The sequence below is a fragment of the Streptomyces sp. NPDC001796 genome (assembly GCF_042892355.1).
Taxonomy (GTDB): domain Bacteria; phylum Actinomycetota; class Actinomycetes; order Streptomycetales; family Streptomycetaceae; genus Streptomyces.
Genome location: NZ_JBIAUC010000005.1, coordinates 1 through 26,180, shown reverse-complemented (window position 1 = coordinate 26,180; position 26,180 = coordinate 1). Strand labels below are relative to the sequence as shown.

Genomic DNA, 26,180 nt, shown 5'->3' with positions numbered 1-26,180 from the left:
CCGTACGTCTCCGCAGGTCACGGGCATTGTCAGTGGGCGGGTGCAGGATGGACGCATGGTCAGCTCCGCACACCGAGCCCTCGACGGCTTCTCGCCCGCGACCCGCGCCTGGTTCAAGGGGGCGTTCTCCGCGCCCACCGCGGCCCAGGCCGGGGCGTGGCGTGCCATCGCCGCGGGCTCCGACGTGCTCGTGGTGGCCCCGACCGGCTCCGGCAAGACGCTGGCCGCCTTCCTCGCCGCACTGGACCGGCTGGCGTCCACCCCGCCGCCCGCCGACCCCCTAAAGCGCTGCCGGGTGCTGTACGTGTCCCCGCTGAAGGCCCTCGCGGTCGACGTGGAGCGGAACCTGCGCAGTCCGCTCACCGGCATCCGCCAGGAGTCCGTCCGGCTCGGCCTGCCCGAGCCGGAGGTGAAGGTGGGCATCCGCTCCGGCGACACCCCGGCCGCCGAGCGCCGCGCCCTGGCCACGCGTCCGCCGGACATCCTGATCACCACTCCGGAGTCGCTGTTCCTGATGCTGACGTCGTCCACGCGCGACGCGCTGACAGGAGTGGAGACGGTCATCCTGGACGAGGTGCACGCCGTCGCGGGCACCAAACGGGGCGCGCACCTGGCGCTCTCCCTGGAGCGGCTCGACGAGCTGCTGCCGAAGCCCGCGCGCCGCATCGGTCTGTCCGCCACCGTGCGCCCGGTGGACGAGGTGGCCCGCTTCCTCTCCCCGCGCCGCAAGGTGGAGATCGTCCAGCCCGAGTCGGGCAAGGAGTTCGACCTCTCGGTCGTCGTGCCGGTCGAGGACCTCGGCGAGCTGGGCGGTTCACCGGTCTCCGACGGCACCGAGGGTGCGGAGCGCCCGTCCATCTGGCCGCACGTCGAGGAGCGCATCGCCGACCTGGTCCAGGCGCACCGCTCCACGATCGTGTTCGCCAACTCCCGCCGCCTCGCGGAGCGACTGTGCAACCGGCTGAACGAGATCGCCTACGAAAGGGCGACGGGCGAGACGCTGGAGGAGCACCACGCGCCCGCCCAGCTGATGGGGGGCTCCGGCGCGGCACAAGGGGCACCCCCGGTCCTCGCGCGCGCCCACCACGGGTCGGTCTCCAAGGAGCAGCGCGCTCTCGTCGAGGAGGATCTGAAGGCGGGCCGGCTACCGGCGGTGGTCGCCACCTCCAGCCTCGAGCTGGGCATCGACATGGGCGCGGTGGACCTCGTCGTCCAGGTCGAGTCGCCGCCGTCCGTGGCGTCCGGGCTGCAGCGGGTGGGCCGGGCGGGACACCAGGTCGGCGCCGTCTCCACCGGTGTGGTCTTCCCCAAGTACCGCGGCGACCTCGTACAGGCGGCCGTGGTCACCGAGCGGATGCGCACGGGCGCGATCGAGTCGCTGAAGGTTCCGGCGAACCCGCTGGACGTGCTCGCGCAGCAGCTCGTCGCGATGACCGCGCTCGACACCTGGCAGTTCGACGACCTCCTCGCGGTGGTGCGCCGGGCGGCGCCGTTCGCCTCGCTGCCGGAGTCGGCGTTCACGGCGGTGCTGGACATGCTCGCGGGCCGCTATCCCTCCGACGCCTTCGCGGAGCTGCGGCCGCGCGTGGTGTGGGACCGCGTCGCGGGCACGATCACCGGTCGCCCGGGCGCCCAGCGGCTCGCCGTCACCTCCGGGGGCACCATCCCGGACCGCGGGCTGTTCGGCGTGTTCCTCGCCGGTGCCGATCCCAAGAAGGGCGGCGGCCGGGTCGGTGAGCTGGACGAGGAGATGGTCTACGAGTCCCGGATCGGGGACGTGTTCACCCTCGGCACCAGCTCCTGGCGCATCGAGGACATCACCCGCGACCGCGTCCTGGTGTCCCCCGCGCCCGGCGTCCCCGGCAGGCTGCCGTTCTGGAAGGGCGACCAGCTGGGCCGCCCGCTGGAGCTGGGCCGCGCGGTGGGCGCGTTCCTGCGCGAGGTGGGCTCGATGCCCAAGGAGGACGCGCGCCTGAGGCTGCTGGCGGCGGGCCTGGACGCCTGGGCCGCGGACAACGTGCTGTCGTACCTGGACGAACAGCGCGAGGCCTGCGGCCACGTCCCCGACGACCGCACGATCGTCGTCGAGCGGTTCCGTGACGAACTGGGCGACTGGCGGGTCGTGGTGCACTCGCCCTTCGGTGCCCAGGTGCACGCCCCGTGGGCACTGGCGCTGGGCGCCCGCCTGTCCGAGCGCTACGGCATGGACGCCCAGGTCATGCACGCCGACGACGGCATCGTGCTGCGCCTTCCGGACGCCGATCTGATGGGCCTGGAACTGCTGGACCAGGAACCGATGAAGGCCGGCTCGGAGTACGACGCCGAGCAGGCGCCCGTCGGCGCGGCCGACGTCGCCTTCGACAAGGGCGAGGTCGACCAGATCGTCACCGACCAGGTCGGCGGCTCGGCGTTGTTCGCGTCCCGGTTCCGCGAGTGCGCGGCCCGCGCCCTGCTGCTGCCGCGCCGCAACCCGGGCCGGCGCACCCCCCTGTGGCAGCAGCGCCAGCGCGCGGCCCAACTGCTGCAGGTGGCGAGCGAGTTCGGCTCGTTCCCGATCGTCCTGGAGGCGGTGCGCGAGTGCCTGCAGGACGTCTTCGACGTCCCGGGCCTGATCGAGCTGATGGGCGACCTCGAGTCCCGCAAGGTGCGGCTCGTCGAGGTGACCACCCCCGAGCCGTCGCCGTTCGCCCGCTCGCTGCTGTTCGGATACGTCGCCCAGTTCCTCTACGAGGGGGACTCTCCGCTCGCCGAGCGGCGCGCCGCGGCGCTGTCGCTGGACTCCCGGCTCCTGGCGGAGCTGCTGGGCCAGGCGGAGCTGCGGGAGCTGCTCGACGCGGAGGTCCTGACGGAGCTGGAGCGGGAGCTGCAGTGGCTCACCGAGGACCGGCGCGTCAAGGACGTCGAAGGGGTCGCGGACGTGCTGCGGGTGCTGGGGCCGCTCACTGACGCCGACCTGGTGGCGCGTGGGGCCGACCCGCAGTGGGCCCGTGAGCTGGCGGCGGCCCGCCGCGCGATCAAGGTCCGGATCGCGGGCGCCGATCACTGGGCGGCGGTCGAGGACGCCGGCCGGCTCCGCGACGCCCTCGGCACGGCGCTGCCCGTCGGCGTCCCGGAGGCGTTCACCGAGCCGGTCAAGGACCCGCTCGGCGATCTCCTCGCCCGGTACGCGCGCACCCACGGTCCCTTCACATCGGCGACGGCGGCCGCGCGGTTCGGGCTCGGGGTCGCGGTCACCGAGGGCGCGCTGCAACGGCTGGCGGCGTCCGGGCGGATCGTCCAGGGCGAGTTCCATCCGGCGGGCATCGGCCAGGAGTGGTGCGACGCGGCGGTACTGCGCAGGTTGCGGCGCCGTTCGCTGGCGGCGCTGCGGCACGAGCTCGAGCCGGTGCCGGCACCGGCCCTGGCGCAGTTCCTGCCGCAGTGGCAGCACGTCGGCAGTGGGCACGGACTGCGGGGCGTGGACGGACTGGTGCGCGCCATCGAGCAGTTGCAGGGCGCGTCCGTGCCCGCCTCCGCCCTCGAGAAGCTCGTCCTGCCGTCCCGCGTCGCGAACTACACATCCGCGATGCTGGACGAACTCACGGCCGCCGGCGAGGTGGTGTGGGCGGGCGCGGGCGCGCTGCCCGGAAAGGACGGCTGGGTCTCCCTCTACCTGGCGGACGCCGCCCACCTGCTACTGCCCGCCCCGCACCCCCTGGAGCTGACCGCCCTGCACCAGTCGGTCCTGGACGCCCTCTCGGGCGGCTACGGACTGTTCTTCCGGCAGATCGCCGACCAGATCCGCGCCACCACCCACCCGGACGTCACCGAGCCTCAGCTGGCCGACGCGATCTGGGACCTGGCGTGGTCCGGGCGGCTCACGAACGACACGCTGGCGCCGATGCGGTCCCTGCTCGGCTCGGGCCGCACCGCGGGAGCCACGGCGCACCGCGCCAAGCGCGCCGTCCCGCGCGGGCGCTACGGCTCACTGACGGCCGCCGCCCGGCCCCAGTCCCGTACGGGTCCACCGACCGTCGCGGGCCGCTGGTCGCTGCTGCCCGCACACGAGGCCGACCCCACGGTCCGCGCCCACGCCCTGGCCCGGACGCTGCTCGACCGGCACGGCGTGGTGACCCGGGGGGCGGTGGCCGCGGAGGGGGTGGAGGGCGGCTTCTCGGCCGTGTACCGGGTCCTGTCCGCCTTCGAGGAGAGCGGTCAGGCACGGCGCGGTTATGTCGTCGAGGGGCTGGGCGCGGCACAGTTCGCGATGGACGGCGCGGTGGACCGGCTGCGCGCGGTGGCGAACGCCCGCGACCGGGGCGAACCGCTGCCGGGAGCCGGAGCGGGACCCGGCGCGGGAAACGGTTTCAGTGGAGCTTCCCCGGACCCGTTCGCCTCCGGCGCAGGCTCCGGCAGCTTGGGCAGCGACGGTCCCGAAGACCCGTTCGACATCGACTTCGCCGACGCCTTCGACCTGGGCCCGGCCGCCCAGGACCCGATGTCGGCCCCGGGCTTCGGGGGCCCCCGCTCGGGGTCCGGCTTCCCCTCCGGGGTTCCTGCCACCCGCTCCCCCTACGGGCAGCACGGACGAGGAAGCCTCCCGCCGAACCGCACGCGCACCTCCGCACCGGCCCGGGCCGTGGTCCTGGCCGCCGCCGACCCCGCGAACGCGTACGGCGCGGCGCTCCCCTGGCCGGAGCCGCCCACGGGTGCGGGGCACAAGCCGGGACGGAAGGCGGGTTCGCTGGTGGTCCTGGTCGACGGCGAGCTGACGCTCTACGTGGAGCGGGGCGGCAAGACCGTACTGGCCTGGCCCTTGGCCCCGGAGGCCGGGCCGAGCGAGGACGAGCGTCTGCGCATGGCCGCCGAGGCCCTGGGGACGGCCGCCAGGGCGGGTTCCCTCGGCACCGTGACGGTGGAACGGATCAACGGGGCCTCGGCCCTGTCGTCCCCCTTCGGCGTCCTCCTGGAAGGAGCGGGCTTCATAGCGACCCCGCGGGGACTGCGGATCCGTGCCTGAGCCCCGACGTGCCACTCTTGACCCATGCCCGAAGGTGACACCGTCCACCAGGCCGCGAAGCGTCTGCACGGCGCGCTCGCGGGGAAGGTGCTGACGCGTTCCGACCTGCGGGTCCCCAGGTACGCGACGGCCGATCTCACCGGCCGTACCGTCCTGGACGTCACCCCGCGCGGCAAGCACCTGCTGGCCCGCATCGAGGGCGGGCTCACCCTGCACTCGCACCTGATGATGGACGGGGCGTGGAAGGTGTTCGCGGCGGGGCAGCGCTGGAGCGGCGGTCCCGCCCATCAGATCCGGGCGATCCTCGGCACCGTCGACTGCACGGCTGTCGGCTACCGCCTGCCCGTCCTGGAACTGCTGCGCACCGCCGACGAGCACCGCGCCGTCGGGCACCTCGGCCCGGACCTCCTCGGCCCCGACTGGGACCCCGGCACGGCGCTGGAGAACCTGCTGCGCGACCCCGCCCGCCCCCTCGGCGAGGCCCTGCTCGACCAGCGCAACCTGGCCGGCATCGGCAATGTCTACAAGAGCGAGCTGTGCTTCCTGCTCCGGGTGACCCCGTGGCTGCCCGTCGGCGAGCTCCCGGCCGAGCACGCCGCCCACCTGACCGCCCTCGCCAAGAAACTGCTGGAGGCGAACCGCGACCGCCCGGCCCGCAATACCACCGGACGGCGCGAACAGAACCTCTTCGTCTACGGTCGCGCGCCCCGCCCCTGCCTGCGCTGCGGCACCCCGGTCCGGGTGGCGGAGCAGGGCGACGGCTCCCGGGAGCGGCCCACCTACTGGTGCCCGGCCTGCCAGTGGGGCCCGGCTCCCGCCCGGGGCGCGGCAGGCCACCGCCACAGCCGCCTACGACCGGACAATTGACGATCCGTCAGGTCTCTCGTAGCGTCGCTGTCATGCCCGTCCCGGCGTACGACCTCAGTGAACGCACCGTGTTCGTCACCGGCGCCGCGAGCGGCATCGGCCGGGCCTCGGCCGTGCTGCTCGCCGAGGCAGGCGCGGCCGTCCACTGCGCCGACCGCGACGCGCCGGGACTGCGCGAGGCGGCGGCCCTGATCGAGGACCGGGGTGGCACGGCGCACACCCACCACCTCGACGTGACCGACCGGGCCCGGCTCAGGCAGGCGATCGCGTCCTGTGAGCGCCTCGACGCGATGGCGGCCGTCGCCGGGATCATGCACAGCAGCCCGGTCCTCCAGACGCGGGACGAGGACCTGGACTGGGTACTGGCCGTCAACTTCAAGGGTGTCCTGTACGCCTGTCAGGAGGCGGCGCTCCGGATGATCGCCGACGGGACCCGCGGCAGCATCGTCACGATGGCCTCGAGCGCCGTCGACACCGGCGGCCCGGGGCTGCTCTGCTACGGCGCGGCGAAGGCGGCCGTGGTGCAGCTGACGAAGACCCTGGCGACCGAGGTCGGGCCACACGGCATACGGGTCAACGCCGTGGCGCCGGGCTGGACCCGTACGCCGATGACCGACCGGCACGGGGAGGCGCAGGAACGCACGGAGGCGTTCATGGCGCGGCTGTCACCGCTGGGCCGGACCGGCGAACCGCAGGACGTCGCGCACGCGGTGCTGTACCTGGCCTGCGACGCCTCGTCCTTCGTCACGGGGCAGATCCTCCGCCCGAACGGCGGCGTGGCGATGCCCTGGTGACAGACCCGGCGACAGATGACCGCCGCGCGGACAGGGCCCGGGGGCGGGCGCGGCCGGGCCGGTCACGGCCGCCCCCCAGGAGTCCCCTGAACACTCCCGGACGCCGTCGTACCGGCCCCGCACACTCCCCCTGTGTCCCGCCCCCTCACCCTGGTTGCGCGCCCCTCCCGCGCCCCCTCACGGCCTGCCACCGCCGCCGGGTCCGAGCCCACTGATCCGACCCGGCCGCCCCCACGGCCCTGGCCTTCGGCACACAGTGCACCGGCAGCAGACTCAGTCCCCATCCCCCGATGGCGACCGCACCTTCCAGCACCCCTGCCTCGGGTGCCAGCACGAGTCGGAGCACCCCCCACCACCACAGCGCACCCAGCGCCAGCGCAACCCCCCAGCGCGCCGTGCGCCCCGCCATGGCCGTCACCTCCAACCCGAGGAACCAGACCCTAGACCGGGCCGTCACCGCCAGGGAGGGCGCACCAGCGGCACACAGGCGCACCGGACCCAGCGCATGCCCCGGGCATCTGGCGCACGCGGCGCACCCCGCGCACACCCCGGTCGGGCCGACCCGGGGCGCTGTGGGCTCACGCGTTCTCCGCCTGGAACATCCAGTGGTGCTTCTCCAGCTCCGCGGTGACGCCGATGAAGATGTCCTGGCTCACCGGGTCGGCGTCGGCGGTCGTCTGCACCCGTTCCCGCATCCGTGTGATGACCGCGCCGAGGGCGGACACGAGGGTTCCCACCGCGTCCGTGTCCTTGACCCAGCCCTGGGGCACGGAACCGATGCCACTGCTCTGGGCCACCGTCGCGGCACGCCCGTCCGGCGGAACGCCGAGCGCGGAGGCCCGTTCGGCCACGGTGTCGGAGTACCGCCGTGCGGTGTCTACGACCTCGTCGAGCTGGAGGTGGATGGAACGGAAGCGCGGCCCGATGATGTTCCAGTGGATCTGCTTCGCCACGAGGGAGAGGTCCAGCAGGTCGACCAGGGCGCCCTGCAGTGCCTCGGAGACGGTCTTCAGGTGCGAGTCGGGCAGCGGGCTCTTCACGACGTACATCGGCATCCTCCGCGAGCGTTCGTACGACCCCGAGCCCCCGCCCCTCCACCATGACGGCCCCACCCGGACCCGGCAAACGGGGGTCACGCCGGCGCCGGGAGCGCACGAAAGCCCCCCGGCCGTGCCCCTCCAGGTCTCCCCGGAGGAACCCCGGCCGGGGCTCTCGCAGAGCTTGCCGCCTCACCCGCTCCCGCGCGTGAGGATCAGGCGGCCACCACGTCCACTGCCTCGGCGGGCGCCTTGATCGTGACCCGTTCCGGTGGGACACCGGTGACGGACACGGAGTTGAGCATGGGGCGACGCACCGGTGCGGGCACCGGCTCGGTGGCCGCCGCCGACTGTGCCAGCTCGGCGAGCGCGAGCTCGTCGCTCACTTCCCGCATGAGCTCGGACATCCGTACGTCCAGCGCGTCGCAGATCGCGGAGAGCAGCTCGGAGGACGCCTCCTTCTGCCCCCGCTCCACCTCGGAGAGATAGCCGAGCGAGACTCGGGCGGTCGAGGAGACTTCGCGCAGAGTACGGCCCTGGCGCTGGCGCTGCCGACGCAGCACGTCACCCAGCAGGCGACGGAGCAGAATCATCGGTGGCTCCCTCCTCGGACCGCGTAGCCGCATCCTTCTCGCCCCACCGTACCGCCTTGCGCCGCGGCCGTGCGGGGAGCGCTGTTGTGTTCACTGAAAGCTGCAAACATCAAGTCCCCCCGTTCTGTTCCGTATCCTGTGCCCGCTCGTTCCCGGTCTGTTCGCCCGCAAGCTGCTCCAGGAGCAGTGCGAGCACGCTCCGTACACTCTCCATACGGATTTCCGCACGGTCGCCGTTCAACCGCAGGGAGGCCACTTTCTCGCCACCAAGTTCGTCGGAAACCTCTTCGAAGGGGCCGGCGACGGCCACGAAGACCGTGCCGACCGGCTGTCCGTCCTGTGGGTCGGGGCCGGCCACGCCGGTCGTGGCGAGTCCCCAGTCGGCGCCGAGCGCCTTGCGCACGCCGACCGCCATCTGCCCCGCGACCTGCGGGTCCACCGCACCGCGGGTATTCAACAGGGTACCGTCCACACCGAGCAGGTCCCGTTTGAGATCGGTGGCGTACGCGGTCACGGAGCCGCGGAAGACCGCGGAGGCCCCGGGCACCGCCGTGAGCTCCGCGGCCACCAGGCCACCGGTGAGCGACTCGGCGACGGCGAGGGTCTCGCCTCTCACCATGAGTAGTCGCAGCAGCTCGGCGGCCATGGAATTCACCGTTCCGCCTCCTCCGCCGCGGCCCGGCGCTCGGCGATACCGCGCCTGCGCAGCACAATGGCCTGTCTCACATAGTCGAGCCCGGTGACCACGGTCAGCACGATGGCCACGGCCATCACCCAGAACCTCAGGGTCGCCAGCCAGCCTGTGAGCGCCAGCACATACATGCCGACCGCCACGCCCTGCGTGAGCGTCTTCAGCTTGCCGCCCCGGCTCGCCGGGATCACCCCGTAGCGGATGACGAGGAAGCGCAGCAGGGTGATACCGAACTCCCGGCCGAGTATGACGGCCGTCACCCACCACGGCAGATCGCCGAGCCAGGACAGACAGATCAGCGCCGCACCCATGATCGCCTTGTCGGCGATGGGGTCGGCGATCTTCCCGAAGTCGGTGACCAGGTTGTAGGTGCGGGCCAGATGGCCGTCGAACAGGTCGGTGATCATGGCGATGGCGAAGGCCGCCCAGGCGAGCGAGCGCCATGCCGGGTCGTACCCGCCGTCGGCCAGCATGAGGGCGACGAAGCCCGGGACGAGGAGCAGACGGAGCATCGTCAGGAGGTTGGCAACGTTCCACACGCTGGCCTGGTTGACCGCGGCGGCCGTCAGCTTGCCGCCCCGCGCCGGCCGTGCGCCCTCCTGCCCGTCGGCAGGACCGGGGCCACCGGGTGCGTCCGCGCCGTCCGGGCGGCTGACCGACTTGGCGACCGAGGCACCGGCGGACCCTTTGGCCGACTTGGCCCCGGACCTGCCGGTCGCGCCCGAGGCGCCCGGCGTGGAGGCCGCTCCGCGCGCACCGGAGGAGCCGCCCGCCGCGGAGGCTGGGATTCCGGTCATCTGCCCGCCTCCTCAGGACACCCGAGCGCCCCCGCGAGGGGCTCGGCCACCAGATCGACACCTTCCGTACCGACCACCTTCGCCTCGACGATACGGCCGACGCGCAGGCCCTCGCCCCTCGTGAACAGCACCTGGCCGTCCGTCTCGGGCGCCTGGTGCGCGGCTCGGCCGTACGCGGCGACCCCGTCTTCGCCCTCGTCCACCGACTCCACGAGCACGTGGACCGTCTCGCCGACACGCTCCTCGGCGCGCTGGGACACCAGTTCCTCGGCGAGCCGGGAGATGTGGGCCAGCCGCTCGGCGACGACGTCCTCATCGAGCTTGTTGTCGTACGTGGCGGCCTCGGTGCCCTCCTCGTCGGAGTAGCCGAAGACACCGATCGCGTCCAGCCGGGCGCCGTTGAGGAAGCGCTCCAGTTCGGCCAGGTCGGCCTCGGTCTCGCCGGGGAAGCCCACGATGAAGTTGGAGCGCACGCCCGCCTCTGGCGCCTTGCCGCGGATCGTGTCGAGCAGCTCCAGGAAGCGGTCGGTGTCACCGAAGCGCCGCATGGCGCGCAGCACGCCGGGCGCGGAGTGCTGGAAGGACAGGTCGAAGTAGGGCGCGACGTTCGGGGTCGAGGTCAGCACCTCGATCAGGCCCGGGCGCATCTCGGCGGGCTGGAGGTAGCTGACGCGGACCCGCTCGATGCCGTCCACCTCGGCCAGCTCCGGCAGCAGGGACTCCAGGAGGCGGATGTCGCCCAGGTCCTTGCCGTAGGAGGTGTTGTTCTCGGAGACCAGCATGATCTCCTTCACACCCTGTTCGGCCAGCCAGCGGGTCTCGTTCAGCACGTCGCTCGGGCGGCGTGAGATGAAGGAGCCCCGGAAGGAGGGGATGGCGCAGAAGGAGCAGCGCCGGTCACAGCCGGAGGCCAGCTTGACCGAGGCCACCGGGGAGCCGTCGAGGCGGCGGCGCAGGGGCGCGCGCGGGCCCGAGGCGGGCGCGACGCCCTCCGGGAGGTCGGCCGGGCCGTGGCCGGGCAGCGCGACGGCGGCGGCCGATTCCTGCCGCTCGGCCGGACTGATCGGAAGCAGCTTGCGGCGGTCGCGCGGAGTGTGGGAGGCGTGGATGCCGCCGGACAGGATGGTCTGCAGCCGGTCGGAGATGTCCGCGTAGTCGTCGAAGCCGAGCACGCCGTCGGCCTCCGGGAGGGCCTCGGCCAGCTCCTTGCCGTACCGCTCGGCCATGCAGCCGACCGCCACCACCGCCCGGGTTCTGCCGTGGCCCTTGAGGTCGTTCGCCTCCAGGAGGGCGTCCACGGAGTCCTTCTTGGCGGCCTCGACGAAGCCGCACGTGTTCACCACGGCGACGTCCGCGTCCTCGGCGTCCTCCACGAGCTGCCAGCCGTCCGCCTCCAAACGGCCTGCGAGCTCCTCCGAGTCCACCTCGTTACGGGCGCAGCCAAGGGTGACGAGTGCGACGGTACGGCGTTCAGGCATGGGCTCAAGACTACTTCGTCCCACTGACAGCCCACGTCGACGGGGTTGGCCGATCTTGGCCAACCCCGTGTGTCCGTGCCCCTTGAGTACCGCTGAGTGCCGCTCGGTCAGCCGGTGACGGGGTCGCCCTTGGTGTAGGTCAGGCGCTCGACCTGGCCGGGCCGGAAGTCGTCCTGGATCTTCTTGCCGTTGACGTAGAGCTGGATGGCACCCGCGTCGCCGAGGACGAGGTCGATCTTCTCCTTGTCCTGGAAGGTCTGCGAGTCGCCCTTCTCGAGCAGCCCGTCGAAGAGGGTGCGGCCGTTGTGGTCCTTGGCGGAGATCCAACTGCGGCCGTCGGTGGCGCTCACCTGGACCGTCACCTTGTCCCGGGGCGCGGCCGCGATGGCGCTCTCGGACGGCTCGGGCTTCTGTTCGGCGGGCTTGCTGCTCTTGGGGGTGGGCGAGGCGGGCTTTCCGGTGGTCGCCGTGGGGCCCTTGGCGACCGGTGTGTCGGCGGTGTCCGAACTGCCGGTCCCCCTGATCAGGGTGAACGCGACGAAACCGATCACCACGACTATCGCGGCGACCATGGCCGCGGTCCAGTTCGGCGCCCGCCGGTCGGGCCGAATGCGCTCCGCCTCGAAGAGCGGGGCCGCCGGCGTCGGGGCCGGGCGTGCGCCGTGCTCGGCGGCGTACTGATCCAGCAGCGGGGCCGGGTCGAGGTGCACCGCGCGCGCGAGCGTGCGGATGTGACCGCGGGCGTAGACGTCGCCGCCGCAGGGAGCGAAGTTGTCCTGTTCGATCGCGTGCACGATGGCGACACGGACCCGGGTGGCGTTGCTGACGTCGTCGACGGTCAGCCCGGCCGCGATCCGCGCCTGTCGCAGGGCCCGGCCGATCGAGGGGCGGTCCGACGCGGAGGCGTCGTCACGGCCGTCTTCGAACGGACGAGCGTCCTCAGGGGAGTTGCCGTCAGGGGAGTTGCCGATGGACACGGGGGCGCCTTTCGAGCGTGTAGCCACCTGTGCTGGAAGTTCAGTCTAGGAGGGGTGCGAAAGGGTGGGGCAACCGGGCGGTAGGACTTTGTACGCCATCAGAATGGCCGGTCATCCTGATGCCGGGAGACAGGTCTGTCCTCTCTCAACTTGACGTCCGATGGCGGGAAACGGTTGCTCACGGAACACTTACGAGTGGGTCACGACCGAGCGTCCGAGCGCCCCGCCGGGCGCACTCGGACCCGCTCGGCCGGCCCTCTCGCGAGGCGGCCCGGGACCGTCCGGATCCCTACGGTTGAGCCTCCCCACGGATGAGGGCGAGCACGCCGTCCAACTCGTCCGGTTTCACGAGAACGTCACGCGCCTTGGACCCCTCGCTGGGGCCGACGATGTTCCGCGACTCCATGAGGTCCATCAGCCGCCCGGCCTTGGCGAAGCCGACGCGGAGCTTGCGCTGGAGCATCGAGGTGGATCCGAACTGGGTGGAGACGACCAGCTCGGCGGCCTGGCACAGCAGGTCGAGGTCGTCGCCGATGTCTTCGTCGATCTCCTTCTTCTGCTTGCCGCCGACCACGACGTCGTCCCGGAATACGGGCGTCATCTGCTCCTTGCAGTGCCGGACGACGGCCGCGACCTCCTCCTCGGTCACGAACGCGCCCTGCATGCGCACCGGTTTGTTCGCGCCCATCGGGAGGAACAGCCCGTCGCCCTTGCCGATCAGCTTCTCGGCGCCGGGCTGGTCGAGGATGACTCGGCTGTCGGCGAGCGAGGAGGTGGCGAAGGCGAGCCGGGAGGGCACGTTCGCCTTGATCAGGCCGGTGACGACGTCCACGGACGGCCGCTGCGTGGCGAGGACCAGGTGGATGCCGGCCGCGCGCGCGAGCTGCGTGATGCGCACGATCGCGTCCTCGACGTCCCGGGGCGCGACCATCATCAGGTCGGCCAGCTCGTCGACGATCACCAGCAGGTAGGGGTAGGGCTGCAGCTCGCGTTCGCTGCCCTCCTGCGGCTTCACCTTGCCGTGCCGGACGGCCTCGTTGAAGTCGTCGATGTGCCGGAAGCCGTACGCCGCCAGGTCGTCGTAGCGCAGGTCCATCTCGCGCACGACCCACTGGAGCGCCTCGGCGGCCCGCTTCGGGTTGGTGATGATCGGCGTGATCAGGTGCGGAATGCCCTCGTACGCGGTCAGTTCGACCCGCTTGGGGTCGACCAGGACCATGCGCACGTCCTCCGGGGTCGCGCGCATCATGACCGAGGTGATCAGGCAGTTGATGCAGGACGACTTGCCGGAGCCGGTGGCGCCGGCGACGAGCAGGTGCGGCATCTTGGCCAGGCTGTGCATGACGTAGCCGCCCTCGACGTCCTTGCCGAAGGCGACCAGCATCGGGTCGTCGTCCTCGGCGGACTCGGCGAGGCGCAGCACGTCACCGAGGTTGACCATCTCCCGGTCGGTGTTGGGGATCTCGATGCCGACCGCGGACTTGCCGGGGATCGGGCTGATGATCCGCACGTCGGGGCTGGCGACGGCGTACGCGATGTTCTTGGTGAGCGCCGTGATCCGCTCCACCTTGACGGCGGGGCCGAGCTCGACCTCGTACCGGGTGACCGTCGGACCGCGGGTGAAGCCGGTGACGCGGGCGTCGACCTTGAACTCGGTGAAGACGTTGGTGAGTGCGTCGACGACGGCGTCGTTGGCGGCGCTGCGCGCCTTGCCGGGACCGCCCCGGTGGAGCAGGTCCAGGGAGGGCAGGGCGTAGGTGATGTCGCCGGACAACTGCAGCTGCTCGGCGCGCGGCGGCAGCTCGCGGGGCTCCTCGGGGGCCTTCTTCGTCAGGTCGGGCACCGCGGCCTGCGACGCGGGCTCCTCCGGCTCGGGGCGTGCGGTCGGCACGGGCGTGGGCGTGGTCGGCTCCCGGTCTGTGACGCTCACGCCCTGGGTGAGGTCGGCGACGACCGGGGACGGCGGCATGCCGTGCAGGACGGCGCCGTCAAGGGCCGCGGCGGCGGCCGCCGCGACGTCCACGGCGTCCATCTCCCTGCCCATGGCCGGCTGCTGCACGGCGGGGCGCCGCGGACGGCCGCGGCGCCGGGAGAGCGCCACCTGCTCGGCTCCGTCCGGGTCGTACGCGTCGGGGGCGGGGCCACGGCGCCGGGTGCGGGGCAGCGCCTCGCGCCACTGCTCGTCGTAGCGTTCGTCGTCCTCGGTCAGGACCTCCTGGTCCTGCGGGTCGTCCAGGAGGCCGAGCCTGATGCCGGCGTGGCGCAGCCGTCGCGGGATTGCGGTGACGGGTGTGGCGGTGACGACGAGTACGCCGAAGAACGTGAGCAGGACGAGCAGCGCCACGGCGAGGGCGTCGCCCATGGTGTACGTCAGCGGGGTGGCCGCGGCCCAGCCGATGAGCCCGCCGGCGTCCCTTATCGCCTGCATGCCGTCGCCGCGCGCGGGGGCGCCGCAGGCGATGTGCACCTGGCCGAGCACGCCGAGGACGAGCGCGGACAGGCCGATGACGATGCGGCCGTTGGCCTCCGGGCGCTCCGGGTGGAGGATCAGGCGCACGGCGATCACGCCGAGCAGCAGCGGCACCAGCAGGTCCAGGCGGCCGAAGGCGCCGGTCACCAGCATCTTGACGAGGTCGCCCACGGGACCGCGGAGATTGGCCCAGGTGCCGGCGGCGACGATCAGCGACAGCGCGAGCAGCAGGAGCGCCAGACCGTCCTTGCGGTGCGCCGGGTCGAGCCCCTTCGCGCCCCGCCCCAGGCTGCGGAACAGGGCTCCGACAGCGTGCGCGGCGCCGAGCCACAGGGCGCGTACGAGTCTGTACACGCCCCCGGTCGGGTTGGGCGCCGGTGCGGGGGCGGGCTTCTTCGCCACTGCCTTCTTGGCGGCGGCTTTTTTGGCGGGGGCCTTCTTCGCCGGAGCCTTCCTGGGAGCGGCCGCCTTCTTCGCGGGCGACTTCTTGGCTGCGGGACGTGGGGCCATGGGTGTGAGATTACCGGTGGAAAGGGCAGGGAACACACGCCCCTGAGGCTTCACCCGTTCGTGTCGCCTCAGAAGATGCGCGAAGTTGACGTCGCCTCAACCGGGCGTTCACGGCGCCGCGCCGGTCCCCGCCCCGCGTCAGTTCTGCGAAGGCACCGACGGTGCCCCGCTGCCCGTCCCCGGCTCCAACGCGTCCAGCGCCCTGCGCAGGCCCGTGAGTTTGCGCTCGAGGTGGGCCGCCGTCGCCACCGCGGCCGCGTCCGCGGACTCGTCGTCCAGCTGCTTGGACAGCGCCTCCGCCTGCTCCTCCACCGCCGCGAGCCGCGCCGAGAGCTCGGCGAGGATGCCCGCCGGCTCCTTGCTGTCGCCGCCCCCGGACTTGCCGCCCTCCAGCTGGAGCCGCAGCAGGGCCGCCTGCTCCCGCAGTTGGCAGTTCTTCATGTACAGCTCGACGAAAACGGAGACCTTCGCCCGCAGCACCCACGGGTCGAACGGCTTGGAGATGTAGTCCACCGCACCCGCCGCGTACCCCCGGAAGGTGTGGTGCGGGCCGTGGTTGATGGCGGTCAGGAAGATGATCGGGATGTCCCGGGTCCGCTCGCGCCGCTTGATGTGCGCGGCGGTCTCGAAACCGTCCATGCCCGGCATCTGGACGTCCAGCAGAATCACCGCGAAGTCGTCCGTCAGCAGCGCCTTGAGCGCTTCCTCCCCGGACGATGCCCTGACCAGCGTCTGATCGAGCGCAGAGAGGATGGCCTCCAGCGCCAGCAGATTCTCCGGCCGGTCATCGACCAGGAGGATCTTGGCCTTCTGCACCATGGCCCGCCCTCCTCGCCCCGGCTTGGGGCCTCCCCTGTCCGCAGGACTCGGGATGACACCGCCCGGCGCCGCCCCAGGGGACGACTCCCTTGCGCCGCCCGTCCTTGTGCCGGTCATCGTAGCCGCACCCCGCCTGTCGCCACACCCTGTCACCGCGATGTCACTGTGCACATACCAGAAACGCGGCAGGAAACCAGAACGTTCCCCGCACACCGCACTTCTACACGGCTCCCGCCGCCCTCACCCGGCAACTCCGCGTGAACGGCAGGGCTTCTCCGCCATCCCTTCACTCAGCGCGCATCCACTGCTCCATCACCGAAAGAAGATGATCGGGATCGACCGGCTTGGTCACATAGTCGGAAGCGCCCGACTCGATGGCCTTCTCCCGGTCCCCCTTCATCGCCTTCGCCGTCAGGGCGACGATCGGCAGCCCCGCGAACTGCGGCATCCGCCGGATCGCGGTGGTCGTGGCGTACCCGTCCATCTCCGGCATCATGATGTCCATCAGGACGACCGCCACGTCGTCGTGCTGTTCCAGGACCTCGATGCCCTCACGGCCGTTCTCGGCGTACAGCACCGACAGACCGTGCTGCTCCAGGACACTGGTCAGCGCGAAGACGTTGCGGATGTCGTCGTCGACGATCAGCACCTTCTCCCCGTCGAACCGCACACCCTGCCGCGGCAGCACGCCTCCCTGAGGCTCACCGCCGGCCTGCTCCTGGCCCGCTCCGCCCCGACCCGCGGTCACGGCCCTGCGGCGGCGCCGGAAGAGCGCCGCGGGACCGTTCTGGGTCTCCTGGTACGACTTCACCTCGGCCGGAGTCTCGATGTCCGGTGCGGACAGCTCGGCTTCGGAGGCCAGCAGCTCACCGGCCTCCAGGGCGGGCGCGAGCTGCGGGTAGCCGTGCGGCGGCAGTTCGCTCGGGTGCAGCGGCAGGTACAGGGTGAACGTCGAGCCGCGGCCGGGCTCGCTCTGCGCGTGGATCTCACCGCCGAGCAGCCGGGCGATCTCCCGCGAGATGGACAGCCCGAGGCCCGTGCCGCCGTACTTGCGGCTGGTGGTGCCGTCGGCCTGCTTGAACGCCTCGAAGATCACCCGCATTTTGCTCGCCGGGATGCCGATACCGGTGTCGGCCACCGAGAACGCGATCATCTCGGCATCCGCGTCCCGCAGCGAGCCGGCCTCCAGGAGCTGCTCCCGGATGGCCACCGGGACGTCGCCGCCCGCCGGCCGGATGACCAGCTCCACGGCCCCGGTGTCGGTGAACTTCACCGCGTTGGACAGCAGGTTGCGCAGCACCTGCAGCAGCCGCTGCTCGTCGGTGTGCAGCGTGGCGGGCAGCTCCGGCGACACCCGGACCGAGAAGTCGAGGCCCTTCTCCGCGGTCAGCGGCCGGAAGGTGGCCTCCACGTAGTCCACCAGCTGGACGAGCGCGATCCGTGTCGGGGAGACGTCCATCTTGCCTGCCTCGACCTTCGACAGGTCCAGGATGTCGTTGATCAGCTGCAGCAGGTCCGAGCCGGCGCCGTGGATGGTCTCGGCGAACTCCACCTGCTTCGGCGAGAGGTTGCCCTCGGCGTTGTCGGCCAGCAGCTTGGCCAGGATCAGCAGCGAGTTCAGCGGCGTGCGCAGCTCGTGCGACATGTTCGCCAGGAACTCGCTCTTGTAGCGCATGGACACCGCGAGCTGCTCGGCGCGCTCCTCCAGGACCTGCCGCGCCTCCTCGATCTCGGTGTTCTTCACCTCGATGTCGCGGTTCTGCTGGGCCAGCAGCTCGGCCTTCTCCTCCAGTTCGGCGTTGGACGCCTGGAGGGCCTTCTGCCGCTGCTCCAACTCCTCCGACCGCAGCCTCAGTTGCTCGGTCAGCTCCTGCGACTGCTTCAGCAGCACCTCCGTCTTGGTGTTGACGGAGATGGTGTTGACGCTGGTCGCGATCATCTCGGCGATCTGGTTGAGGAAGTCCTTCTGGATCTGCGTGAACGGCGTGAAGGACGCCAGCTCGATGACGCCGAGCACCTTCCCCTCGAAGAGCACCGGAATGACGATCACCTGGGCGGGCGGCGCCTCCCCGAGCCCGGAGGAGATCTTCAGATAGCCGCTGGGCGCGTTCTCCACCAGGATCGTGCGCTTCTCCATGGCCGCCGTCCCGATCAGCGCCTCACCCGGCCGGAACGACGTCGGCATGGAGCCCATCGAGTAGCCGTACGAGCCCAGCATGCGCAGCTCGTACTGGTCGTCGTTCTCGGCGCTCACGTCCTGGCCGTCGACCAGCGGCATGGCGACGAAGAACGCGCCGTGCTGCGCGGAGACCACCGGCGTCAGCTCGCTCATGATCAGCGAGGCCACGTCCTCCAGGTCACGGCGGCCCTGCATCAGCGCGGAGATACGGGCCAGGTTGCCCTTGAGCCAGTCCTGCTCCTTGTTCGCGATCGTGGTGTCGCGCAGGTTGGCGATCATCTTGTTGATGTAGTCCTGAAGCTCCTGGATCTCCCCGGAGGCGTCCACGTCGATCTTCAGGTTGAGGTCGCCACGCGTCACCGCGGTCGCCACGCGCGCGATGGCACGCACCTGCCGGGTCAGGTTCCCGGCCATCTCGTTCACGGACTCCGTGAGGTCCCGCCAGGTGCCGTCGACGTCCCGCACGCGTGCCTGACCGCCGAGCTGACCCTCCGTGCCCACCTCGCGGGCCACGCGCGTGACCTCCTCCGCGAAGGAGGACAGCTGGTCGACCATCGTGTTGATGGTGGTCTTCAGCTCCAGGATCTCCCCGCGCGCGTCGATGTCGATCTTCTTGGTCAGGTCGCCCTTGGCGATGGCCGTGGTCACCATGGCGATGTTGCGCACCTGACCGGTCAGGTTCGACGCCATCTGGTTCACGGACTCCGTGAGGTCCTTCCACGTGCCGGCCACGCCCGGAACGTAGGCCTGACCGCCCAGGATCCCGTCCGTGCCCACCTCCCGGGCCACCTTGGTGACCTGGTCGGCGAAGGAACTCAGCGTCTTCACCATCGTGTTGAAGGTGTCCGCGAGCTGCGCGACCTCACCGCGCGCCTCGATCGTCACCGTCCGCGTCAGGTCACCGTTGGCGACCGCCGCCGCGACCTGGGAGATGTTCCGCACCTGCATGGTCAGGTTGTTGGCCATGAGGTTGACGTTGTCGCTGAGGTCCTTCCAGATGCCCGTGACCCCCGGGACGTGCGCCTGACCGCCCAGGATGCCCTCGGTGCCCACCTCGCGGGCCACCCTCGTCACCTGCTCGGCGAACGACGACAGCTGGTCGACCATCGTGTTGACGGTGGTGACCAGTTCGAGGATCTCGCCCTTGGCGTCCACGGTGATCTTCTTGGACAGGTCGCCCTTGGCGACCGCGGTCGTGACCTCGGCGATGTTGCGCACCTGCATGGTCAGGTTGTTCGCCATGCCGTTCACGGACTGCGTGAGGTCCTTCCAGGTGCCGGAGACGCCCTGCACCTCGGCCTGACCGCCCAGGATGCCCTCCGTACCGACCTCACGGGCGACCCGCGTGACCTCCTGGGCGAACGACGACAGCTGGTCCACCATCGTGTTCAGCGTGTTCTTCAGCTCCAGGATCTCCCCGCGCGCGTCCACGGTGATCTTCTGCGACAGGTCACCGCGCGCCACGGCGGTGGCGACCTGCGCGATGTTGCGCACCTGCGCGGTCAGGTTGCCCGCCATGCCGTTCACGGAGTCCGTCAGGTCGCGCCACACGCCGGCCACGCCCGGCACCTGCGCCTGACCGCCCAGCCGGCCCTCCGTGCCCACCTCGCGGGCCACCCGCGTCACCTGCTCGGCGAAGGCGGAGAGCTGGTCGACCATCGTGTTGATGGTGTTCTTCAGCTCCAGGATCTCCCCGCGCGCGTCCACGTCGATCTTCTGCGACAGGTCACCGCGCGCCACGGCCGTCGTCACCTGCGCGATGTTGCGCACCTGACCGGTCAGGTTGGACGCCATCGAGTTGACGGAGTCGGTGAGCTCCTTCCAGGTGCCCGACACGCCGTCCACGCGGGCTTGACCGCCCAGGCGGCCCTCGGTGCCCACGTCCCGGGCCATGCGGGTGACCTGGTCGGCGAAGCTCGACAGCTGGTCCACCATCGTGTTCACGGTGTTCTTCAGCTGGAGCATCTCGCCGGAGACGTCCACGGTGACCTTCTGCGACAGGTCGCCGTTGGCCACGGCCGTCGTCACCTGCGCGATGTTGCGGACCTGACCGGTGAGGTTGCGGAAAGCGGTGTTGACGGAGTCCGTCAGGTCCTTCCACGTACCGGCCGCGCCCGGCACCTGCGCCTGGCCGCCCAGCTCACCCTCGACGCCGATCTCCCGCGCCACGCGCGTGACCTCGGCACCGAACGCAGACAGCTGGTCGACCATGCCGTTGACGGTGTTCTTCAGCTCGAGCATCTCGCCGGCCACGTCGACCGTGACCTTCTGCGACATGTCGCCGTTGGCCACCGCCGTCGTCACCGCGGCGATGTCCCGCACCTGAGTGGTCAGATTCCGGAAGACCGTGTTCACCGAATCGGTGAGGTCCTTCCACGTTCCCGCCGCACCCGGCACGTTCGCCTGACCGCCGAGCTGCCCCTCGGCGCCCACCTCGTTGGCCACGCGCGTGACCTCGTCCGCGAAGATCCGCAGCGTCTCGGTCATCTGGTTGATCGTCTCGGCGAGGCGCGCGACCTCGCCGCGCGCCGGCACGGTGACCTTCTGCGACAGGTCACCGTTGGCGACGGCCGTGGTGACCTGCGCGATCCCACGCACCTGGGCCGTCAGGTTGCCGGCCATCACGTTCACCGAGTCGGTGAGGTCCTTCCACACCCCGGCGACGCCCGGCACCTGCGCCTGGCCGCCCAGGATGCCCTCGGTGCCGACTTCGCGGGCCACCCGCGTCACCTCGGACGAGAAGGCGGACAGCTGCTCCACCATCGTGTTGACGGTGTTCTTCAGCTCCAGCATCTCGCCGGCGACATGCACCGTGACCTTGCGCGACAGATCACCCTTGGCGACCGCCGTCGTCACCAGCGCGATGTCCCGCACCTGCGCGGTGAGCCGGTAGGCCATCGTGTTGACCGACTCCGTCAGGTCCTTCCACGAACCGGACATGCCCCGCAGCCTGGCCTGCCCGCCCAGCTTGCCCTCGGTGCCCACCTCGATGGCCACCCGCGTGACCTCGTCGGTGAACGTCGACAGCTGGTCGACCAGATTGTTGACGGTACGGGCGACCTTCAGGAACTCGCCGCGCAGCGGATGCCCCGTCCCCTCCGGCCCCGGCGTCCGCAGCTCCATGCGCGGCGACAGATCGCCCTCGGCCACCGCGGACAGCACCCGGCTGACCTCGGAGACCGGCCGGACGAGATCGTCCACGAGCGCGTTGGACGCCTCGATCGCCGACGCCCAGGAACCCTCACAGGCCCCCGTCTCCAGCCGCTCCGTGAGCTTGCCCTCACGGCCGACCACACGCCGCACCCGCGCCAGCTCGCCGGTCAGGTGCATGTTCCGGTCGGCCACCTCGTTGAAGACGGCCGCGATCTCGGACATGACCCCGTCACCGGAGACGGTCAACCGCTTACGGAAGTTGCCGTCCCTCATCGACACCAGGGCCGCCAGCAGCCGGTTCAGGGCCGCCGTGTCCACCGTGGTGGTTGCGCCCCGCCCCGCGCGCTGGTTGCCCAGGGACTGTCCGCCTTTCGCGCGCGTCTTCGTGCCACGCGTCGCTGCGCCAGACTCCACTGTGTCCCTCCCGCAGGGATCGACCATTACTGCTGTGCTCTGGGGTACTGCTCGACGTACCGGTCACCGATGCGTAGTCCTGCCCGATCCAGCCAGGCACACGCGCGTGCTCCTGCCCGGCGTGACAGAAGACACTCGGCCTGCCGGACCTTCTTCTAGAAGCTTGCCCAGTGTTTCACCATGCCGGAACCAGGCCATAACAGTTCGGCAGCTTCGCACACGCTCCGCACACTCTCCGGACGTAAACACCCGCGACCGGCATCCGCATGGACGGCGAAGGTAAGTAACCTTGCATGCGGCTGTCCAGCCGCAGCGGTCGACCGGCCTGGGCGGTGGCACGAGCACGAGCGGGCAGGCATCGGAGGGGCGCCGCACCATGACCACCGGACTGCATCCCGGGGGACCACCCCAGGATCCCCGGCAGAGTGAGGACGAGCCACTGCCTCGGCAGGAGGGGGTCGGCCCGGGAGCCCTGCACGTCGAGAACCGGACGAGGAGTTCTGTGATCACCGCGCGCGCGGCCGCCAGCTTCGAGCCCGTAGGACGATCGGTCGCGAGCGCCCGGTCCTTCGTCCGTGACACCCTCCAGGGCTGGGGTTTCGCCGACATCGTCGACGACGCCGTGGTCCTCACCAGCGAGCTGGTCACCAACGCCGTCGTCCACGCGGGCACCGCCGCGGACGTCCTGTGCCTGCGCAGCGACGACGGCGTGCGCATCGAGGTCGCCGACCGGTATCCGGAGCGCGAGATCCCGCTGCAGTCGACCGCCGTCGACATGGGCAGCCCGGACCGGGAGGGCGGCCGCGGCCTGCAGCTCTGCGCCGCCCTGGCCGGTCGCTGGGGCGTGGAGTACACGCCCACGCACAAGCAGGTGTGGTTCCAGCTCGACCTGCCCGAGCGCCCGGTCGGCACGCGCGCGGCGGGCCCCGCCCTCCCCGCCGACCTGCTGCCGCTCGCCGACGGCCGGGTCCGCGTCGCCGTCGTCCAGATCGACCGCTCCGGCTGCATCACCGCCTGGAACGAGGACGCGGAGGAACTGTTCGGCTACGCCGGGGAGCAGGTCACCGGCAAGCCGCTCACCGACCTCGCGGCCTGGCCGCACACCCCCGGAACCGGCACGGGCGTCGCCGAGGCCCTCCGGCTCTCCCGCTGGGAGGGCAGCTACGGCATCCGCGGCGCCGACGGCCGCGTCATCCCCGTCTACGCCTCCCACCTGCGTGTACGCGACACGGCGGGGGAGCCGTCCACGGTCTGCCTGCTGGTGCGCGACCACGAGCGGGCCGTCCTGCAGACCCCGCTCCGCGGACCGGCCCCCGACACGACCACGGCCACGGACGGCCAGACCGCGGACCCCTTCGAGGTCTTCATCGGCTCCCCCGCCCCCGACGACCTCGACGGCCTGCTGCAACGCACGGTGGAACGCGCCCGCGACATGCTCGACGGCGACGCGGCCTTCCTGCTGCTGGCCACCGACGACGAGACGGAGCTGGAGGTTCGGGCCTCCACCGGCCTGCCCTCCGCCCGCCAGCGCTTCGCCCGCGTCCCCGTCGAGGCCGGCCCCGGCCGCTACGGCTCGGCCCGGATGCCGGCCGTCCACGACGACCTGGCGGCCGTACCGGGCTCGGTGCCGCTGCTGAACGGCACCGGTATGCGCTCGGTGGTGACGGTCCCGCTGAAGGTCGAGGGCCGCCTCACCGGCTCCCTCGGTGTGGCGGCCGAGGCACCCTCCCGGTACTCCAACGAGGAGGCGCTGCGCCTGCAGTTCGCGGCCGACCGCATCGCCCTCGCCGTGGAATCCGCCCGCCTGGGCGAGCTGGAACGCCTGCGCCGCGGCTCCCTGAGCTTCCTCGTGGAGGCCTCCGACCTCCTCGCGGGCACCCTGGACCGCGACCAGACACTGGCGCTGATGGCCCAGATGACGATCCCGACCCTGGCCACCTGGTGCGCGGTCTACACGATCGCCGACCAGGCCTCCGAGCCGTACCTGTCGTACGTCCTGCACGAGGACGAGGACCGCATCGACGGCCTCAAGGCCCTCCTGGCCAAGATCCCGCCCCCGGAGCCGATCCCCACACCGGGCGCCCGCATCTGGACGGCCCCCGGGGAGGCGGCCCACCAGGCGGCCCTGCGCACCTCCATGCGGAGCCTCGGCCTCGGCGAGCCCGCGACGGTCAGCTCCGGCATCGGCACGACGCTGGCGACGGCCTCGGCGGTGGGGGGCGAGACGGTCGTACTGCCGCTGGTGGCCCGCAATCGCGTCATCGGCATGCTGACGCTGGGCAAGCCGACGGACGAACACTTCCGGCAGGAGATCCTGGAACTGGCCGAGGACTTGAGCCGCCGGGCGGCTCTCGCCCTGGACAACGCCCGGCTGTACTCGGAGCGCACGGCCATCAGCCAGTCCCTCCAGCGCAGCCTGCTCCCGCCTGGGCTCCCGCAGATCGACGGCGTCGAGGTCGAGGTCATCTACCGCGCGGCCGGCGAGGGCAACGAGGTCGGCGGCGACTTCTACGACCTCTTCCCGATCCGCGACGGCGCGTACGGCTTCGCCATCGGCGACGTGTGCGGTACGGGACCGGAGGCAGCCGCGGTCACGGGCCTGGCCCGCCATGCGCTGCGGCTGCTGGCCCGCGAGGGCTTCGGCGGCCCCGCAGTCCTCGAACGCCTGAACTCCGCAATCCTCGACGAAGGCGCCCGCAGCCGCTTCCTGACGCTCCTCTACGGCGAGTTGTGGCCGCAGGAGGACGGCGGCGCGGTGCTGAAGGTGGTGTGCGCCGGCCATCCGCTGCCGCTCCGGCTGCGCCAGGACGGCACGGTGGAACCGGCGGCCGAACCGCAGCCGCTCCTCGGCGTCATGGAGGACCTGGAGCTGTACGAGCAGACGGTGACGCTCGACCCGGGCGACGTCCTGCTGTGCGTCACGGACGGCGTCACGGAACGCCGCGAGGGCCGGCGCATGCTGGGCGACGACGGCCTCGCGGACGTGCTGACCACCTGCACGGGTCTTACGGCGGGCGCGGTGGCGGCCCGCATCATGCGCGCGGTGGAACGCTTCGCTTCCGACGCCCCGTCGGACGACATGGCCATTCTGGCGATGCGGGTCCCGGAGCTTCCCAAGGAGTGAGGGCCCGGGACATGGGCCCGGGTATGAGAAAAAGACCTCGCCCTGCTGGGCGAGGTCTTTTTCTTGGAGCCCCCAAACGGAATCGAACCGTTGACCTTCTCCTTACCATGGAGACGCTCTGCCGACTGAGCTATAGGGGCTTGTCGCGCTTTCCGAGGTTTCCCTCGCGGCAACGGGATAGATCATACCCCGAACTGACGTGTGCTCCCAACCATCGGTGCACCGGTTCAGAAAGCGGGCTGCAGCAGTCCGCCCAGGGCATTGCACGCGGACACGATCCTGTTCATCTCACGCTTGGTCAGGGACGCGTCCACGGGAAGCGAGAGCGTCTCGTCGGCGGCCCGCTCGGTCTCCGGCAGATACACGTCACGCCGGAACGCCGGCATACGGTGCACGGGCGTCTTCACCGGAACCCGGCACTCAACTCCCTTGGCACGCAGGGCCCGTGCGAAGGCATCCCGGTCGGGCCGCCCGTTCCCCGGCACCCGCACGATGTACTGCTGATACGTGTGCCCGCCGCCGTCCTCGGGCGTTCGCACGCCCCGCAGTCGCTTGTCGAGGTACGCCGCGCGCTCCCGCCGCTGCGCCACCTCGGCGTACGGCGTCTCTGACTCGCCCTGCTCCAGCACCAGCAGACCGTGCCGCTGCCCGACCTCGTGAAGTGCACCGACGTCGGCCGGCCGGCCGAAACGGTGCACGACGACGACCGCGACGGTCTGGGAGGTCACGGCGGCCTCCACGGCCGCCGGGTCCAGGCAGTACGTCGCCGGATCTATGTCCGCGAAGACCGGCGTCGCACCCGCCGAGGCCACGGCCTCAGCCACCTCGATGTTGCCGAACGCCGGCACGATGACCTCGTCACCGCGGCCGACACCTGCGGCCGTGAGCATTCCAGCGGTACCCATGGCTGGGATGCTTGTCCGGCAACGTGAACGCGAAGTGACGCACAACGCAAAAGAGCGGGTCCCCGAACCGAAGTTCGGGGACCCGCTCTGAAGAATTGTTCGGCGGTGTCCTACTCTCCCACAGGGTCCCCCCTGCAGTACCATCGGCGCTGTAAGGCTTAGCTTCCGGGTTCGGAATGTAACCGGGCGTTTCCCTCACGCTATGACCACCGAAACACTATGAAACAGACAACCAGCCACTGCCGAAACAGCGGGTTGTTCGTGGTTTCAGAACCAACACAGTGGACGCGAGCAACTGAGGACAAGCCCTCGGCCTATTAGTACCAGTCACCTCCACCCGTTACCGGGCTTCCAGACCTGGCCTATCAACCCA

General features: G+C 71.3%; 14 protein-coding genes, 1 tRNA gene and 1 rRNA gene. 4 read left to right on the top strand and 12 right to left on the bottom strand.

The window, feature by feature from the left end:
• Positions 1-55: 55 nt before the first annotated feature.
• The 3 genes from ACFYZE_RS12200 to ACFYZE_RS12190 are packed head-to-tail and all read left to right on the top strand — an operon-like array spanning position 56 to position 6,660.
• The gene (locus ACFYZE_RS12200) at positions 56-4,999 is read left to right on the top strand and encodes an ATP-dependent helicase (protein ID WP_388991492.1); all 4,944 of its coding nucleotides are present in this window, start codon (positions 56-58) and stop codon (positions 4,997-4,999) included.
• Positions 5,000-5,023: 24 nt separating this feature from the next.
• Positions 5,024-5,866 (top strand): Fpg/Nei family DNA glycosylase, encoded by an 843-nt coding sequence (locus ACFYZE_RS12195; RefSeq protein WP_388991490.1) that lies wholly within the window; start codon positions 5,024-5,026, stop codon positions 5,864-5,866.
• Positions 5,867-5,898: 32 nt separating this feature from the next.
• Positions 5,899-6,660, top strand: coding sequence for an SDR family NAD(P)-dependent oxidoreductase (locus ACFYZE_RS12190; protein ID WP_388991488.1), 762 nt, complete (start codon positions 5,899-5,901; stop codon positions 6,658-6,660).
• 578 nt (positions 6,661-7,238) lie between these two features.
• Here the strand turns inward: ACFYZE_RS12190 and ACFYZE_RS12185 are convergent.
• The 9 genes from ACFYZE_RS12185 to ACFYZE_RS12145 form a co-directional block, all read right to left on the bottom strand.
• The gene (locus tag ACFYZE_RS12185; protein WP_388991486.1) at positions 7,239-7,709 is read right to left on the bottom strand and encodes a Dps family protein; all 471 of its coding nucleotides are present in this window, start codon (positions 7,707-7,709) and stop codon (positions 7,239-7,241) included.
• 203 nt (positions 7,710-7,912) lie between these two features.
• Positions 7,913-8,290: a helix-turn-helix domain-containing protein gene (locus ACFYZE_RS12180; RefSeq protein ID WP_103845022.1), complete on the bottom strand. Its 378-nt coding sequence runs from the start codon at positions 8,288-8,290 to the stop codon at positions 7,913-7,915.
• A 109-nt stretch (positions 8,291-8,399) separates the two neighbouring features.
• On the bottom strand, positions 8,400-8,945 hold the full coding sequence (locus tag ACFYZE_RS12175; protein WP_388991484.1) for a CinA family protein: 546 nt from the start codon (positions 8,943-8,945) through the stop codon (positions 8,400-8,402).
• Positions 8,942-9,778 carry a CDP-diacylglycerol--glycerol-3-phosphate 3-phosphatidyltransferase gene (gene pgsA / locus ACFYZE_RS12170; RefSeq protein ID WP_388991482.1) on the bottom strand — a complete coding sequence of 279 codons (837 nt, stop codon included), beginning with the start codon at positions 9,776-9,778 and terminating at the stop codon, positions 8,942-8,944. Before pgsA ends, ACFYZE_RS12175 begins: the two co-directional genes overlap by 4 nt.
• Complete coding sequence (gene rimO, locus ACFYZE_RS12165) at positions 9,775-11,256, bottom strand: 30S ribosomal protein S12 methylthiotransferase RimO (protein ID WP_388991480.1); 1,482 nt, start codon at positions 11,254-11,256, stop codon at positions 9,775-9,777. The genes pgsA and rimO overlap by 4 nt, the downstream gene beginning before the upstream one ends.
• Positions 11,257-11,363: 107 nt before the next feature.
• On the bottom strand, positions 11,364-12,233 hold the full coding sequence (locus ACFYZE_RS12160; RefSeq protein WP_388991478.1) for a helix-turn-helix domain-containing protein: 870 nt from the start codon (positions 12,231-12,233) through the stop codon (positions 11,364-11,366).
• Between the two features lie 289 nt (positions 12,234-12,522).
• On the bottom strand, positions 12,523-15,213 hold the full coding sequence (locus ACFYZE_RS12155) for a DNA translocase FtsK (protein ID WP_388991476.1): 2,691 nt from the start codon (positions 15,211-15,213) through the stop codon (positions 12,523-12,525).
• 138 nt (positions 15,214-15,351) lie between these two features.
• Complete coding sequence (locus ACFYZE_RS12150) at positions 15,352-16,032, bottom strand: two-component system response regulator (protein ID WP_263232409.1); 681 nt, start codon at positions 16,030-16,032, stop codon at positions 15,352-15,354.
• A 286-nt stretch (positions 16,033-16,318) separates the two neighbouring features.
• Entirely contained in the window at positions 16,319-21,778 is a 5,460-nt protein-coding gene (locus ACFYZE_RS12145) for a HAMP domain-containing protein (RefSeq protein WP_388991474.1), read from the bottom strand.
• 376 nt (positions 21,779-22,154) lie between these two features.
• Here ACFYZE_RS12145 and ACFYZE_RS12140 point away from each other — a divergent pair, with 376 nt between their 5' ends.
• Positions 22,155-24,902 (top strand): SpoIIE family protein phosphatase, encoded by a 2,748-nt coding sequence (locus ACFYZE_RS12140; protein WP_388991472.1) that lies wholly within the window; start codon positions 22,155-22,157, stop codon positions 24,900-24,902.
• 64 nt (positions 24,903-24,966) lie between these two features.
• On the opposite strand, the gene ACFYZE_RS12135 is transcribed toward ACFYZE_RS12140, so the two are convergent.
• The 3 genes from ACFYZE_RS12135 to rrf form a co-directional block, all read right to left on the bottom strand.
• Positions 24,967-25,042, bottom strand: a tRNA-Thr gene (locus ACFYZE_RS12135).
• Between the two features lie 87 nt (positions 25,043-25,129).
• A complete protein-coding gene (locus ACFYZE_RS12130; RefSeq protein ID WP_388992397.1) occupies positions 25,130-25,792 on the bottom strand; it encodes a DegT/DnrJ/EryC1/StrS family aminotransferase in 663 nt (220 codons plus the stop codon).
• 112 nt (positions 25,793-25,904) lie between these two features.
• Positions 25,905-26,021 (bottom strand): 5S ribosomal RNA (gene rrf / locus ACFYZE_RS12125).
• Positions 26,022-26,180: the final 159 nt, after the last annotated feature.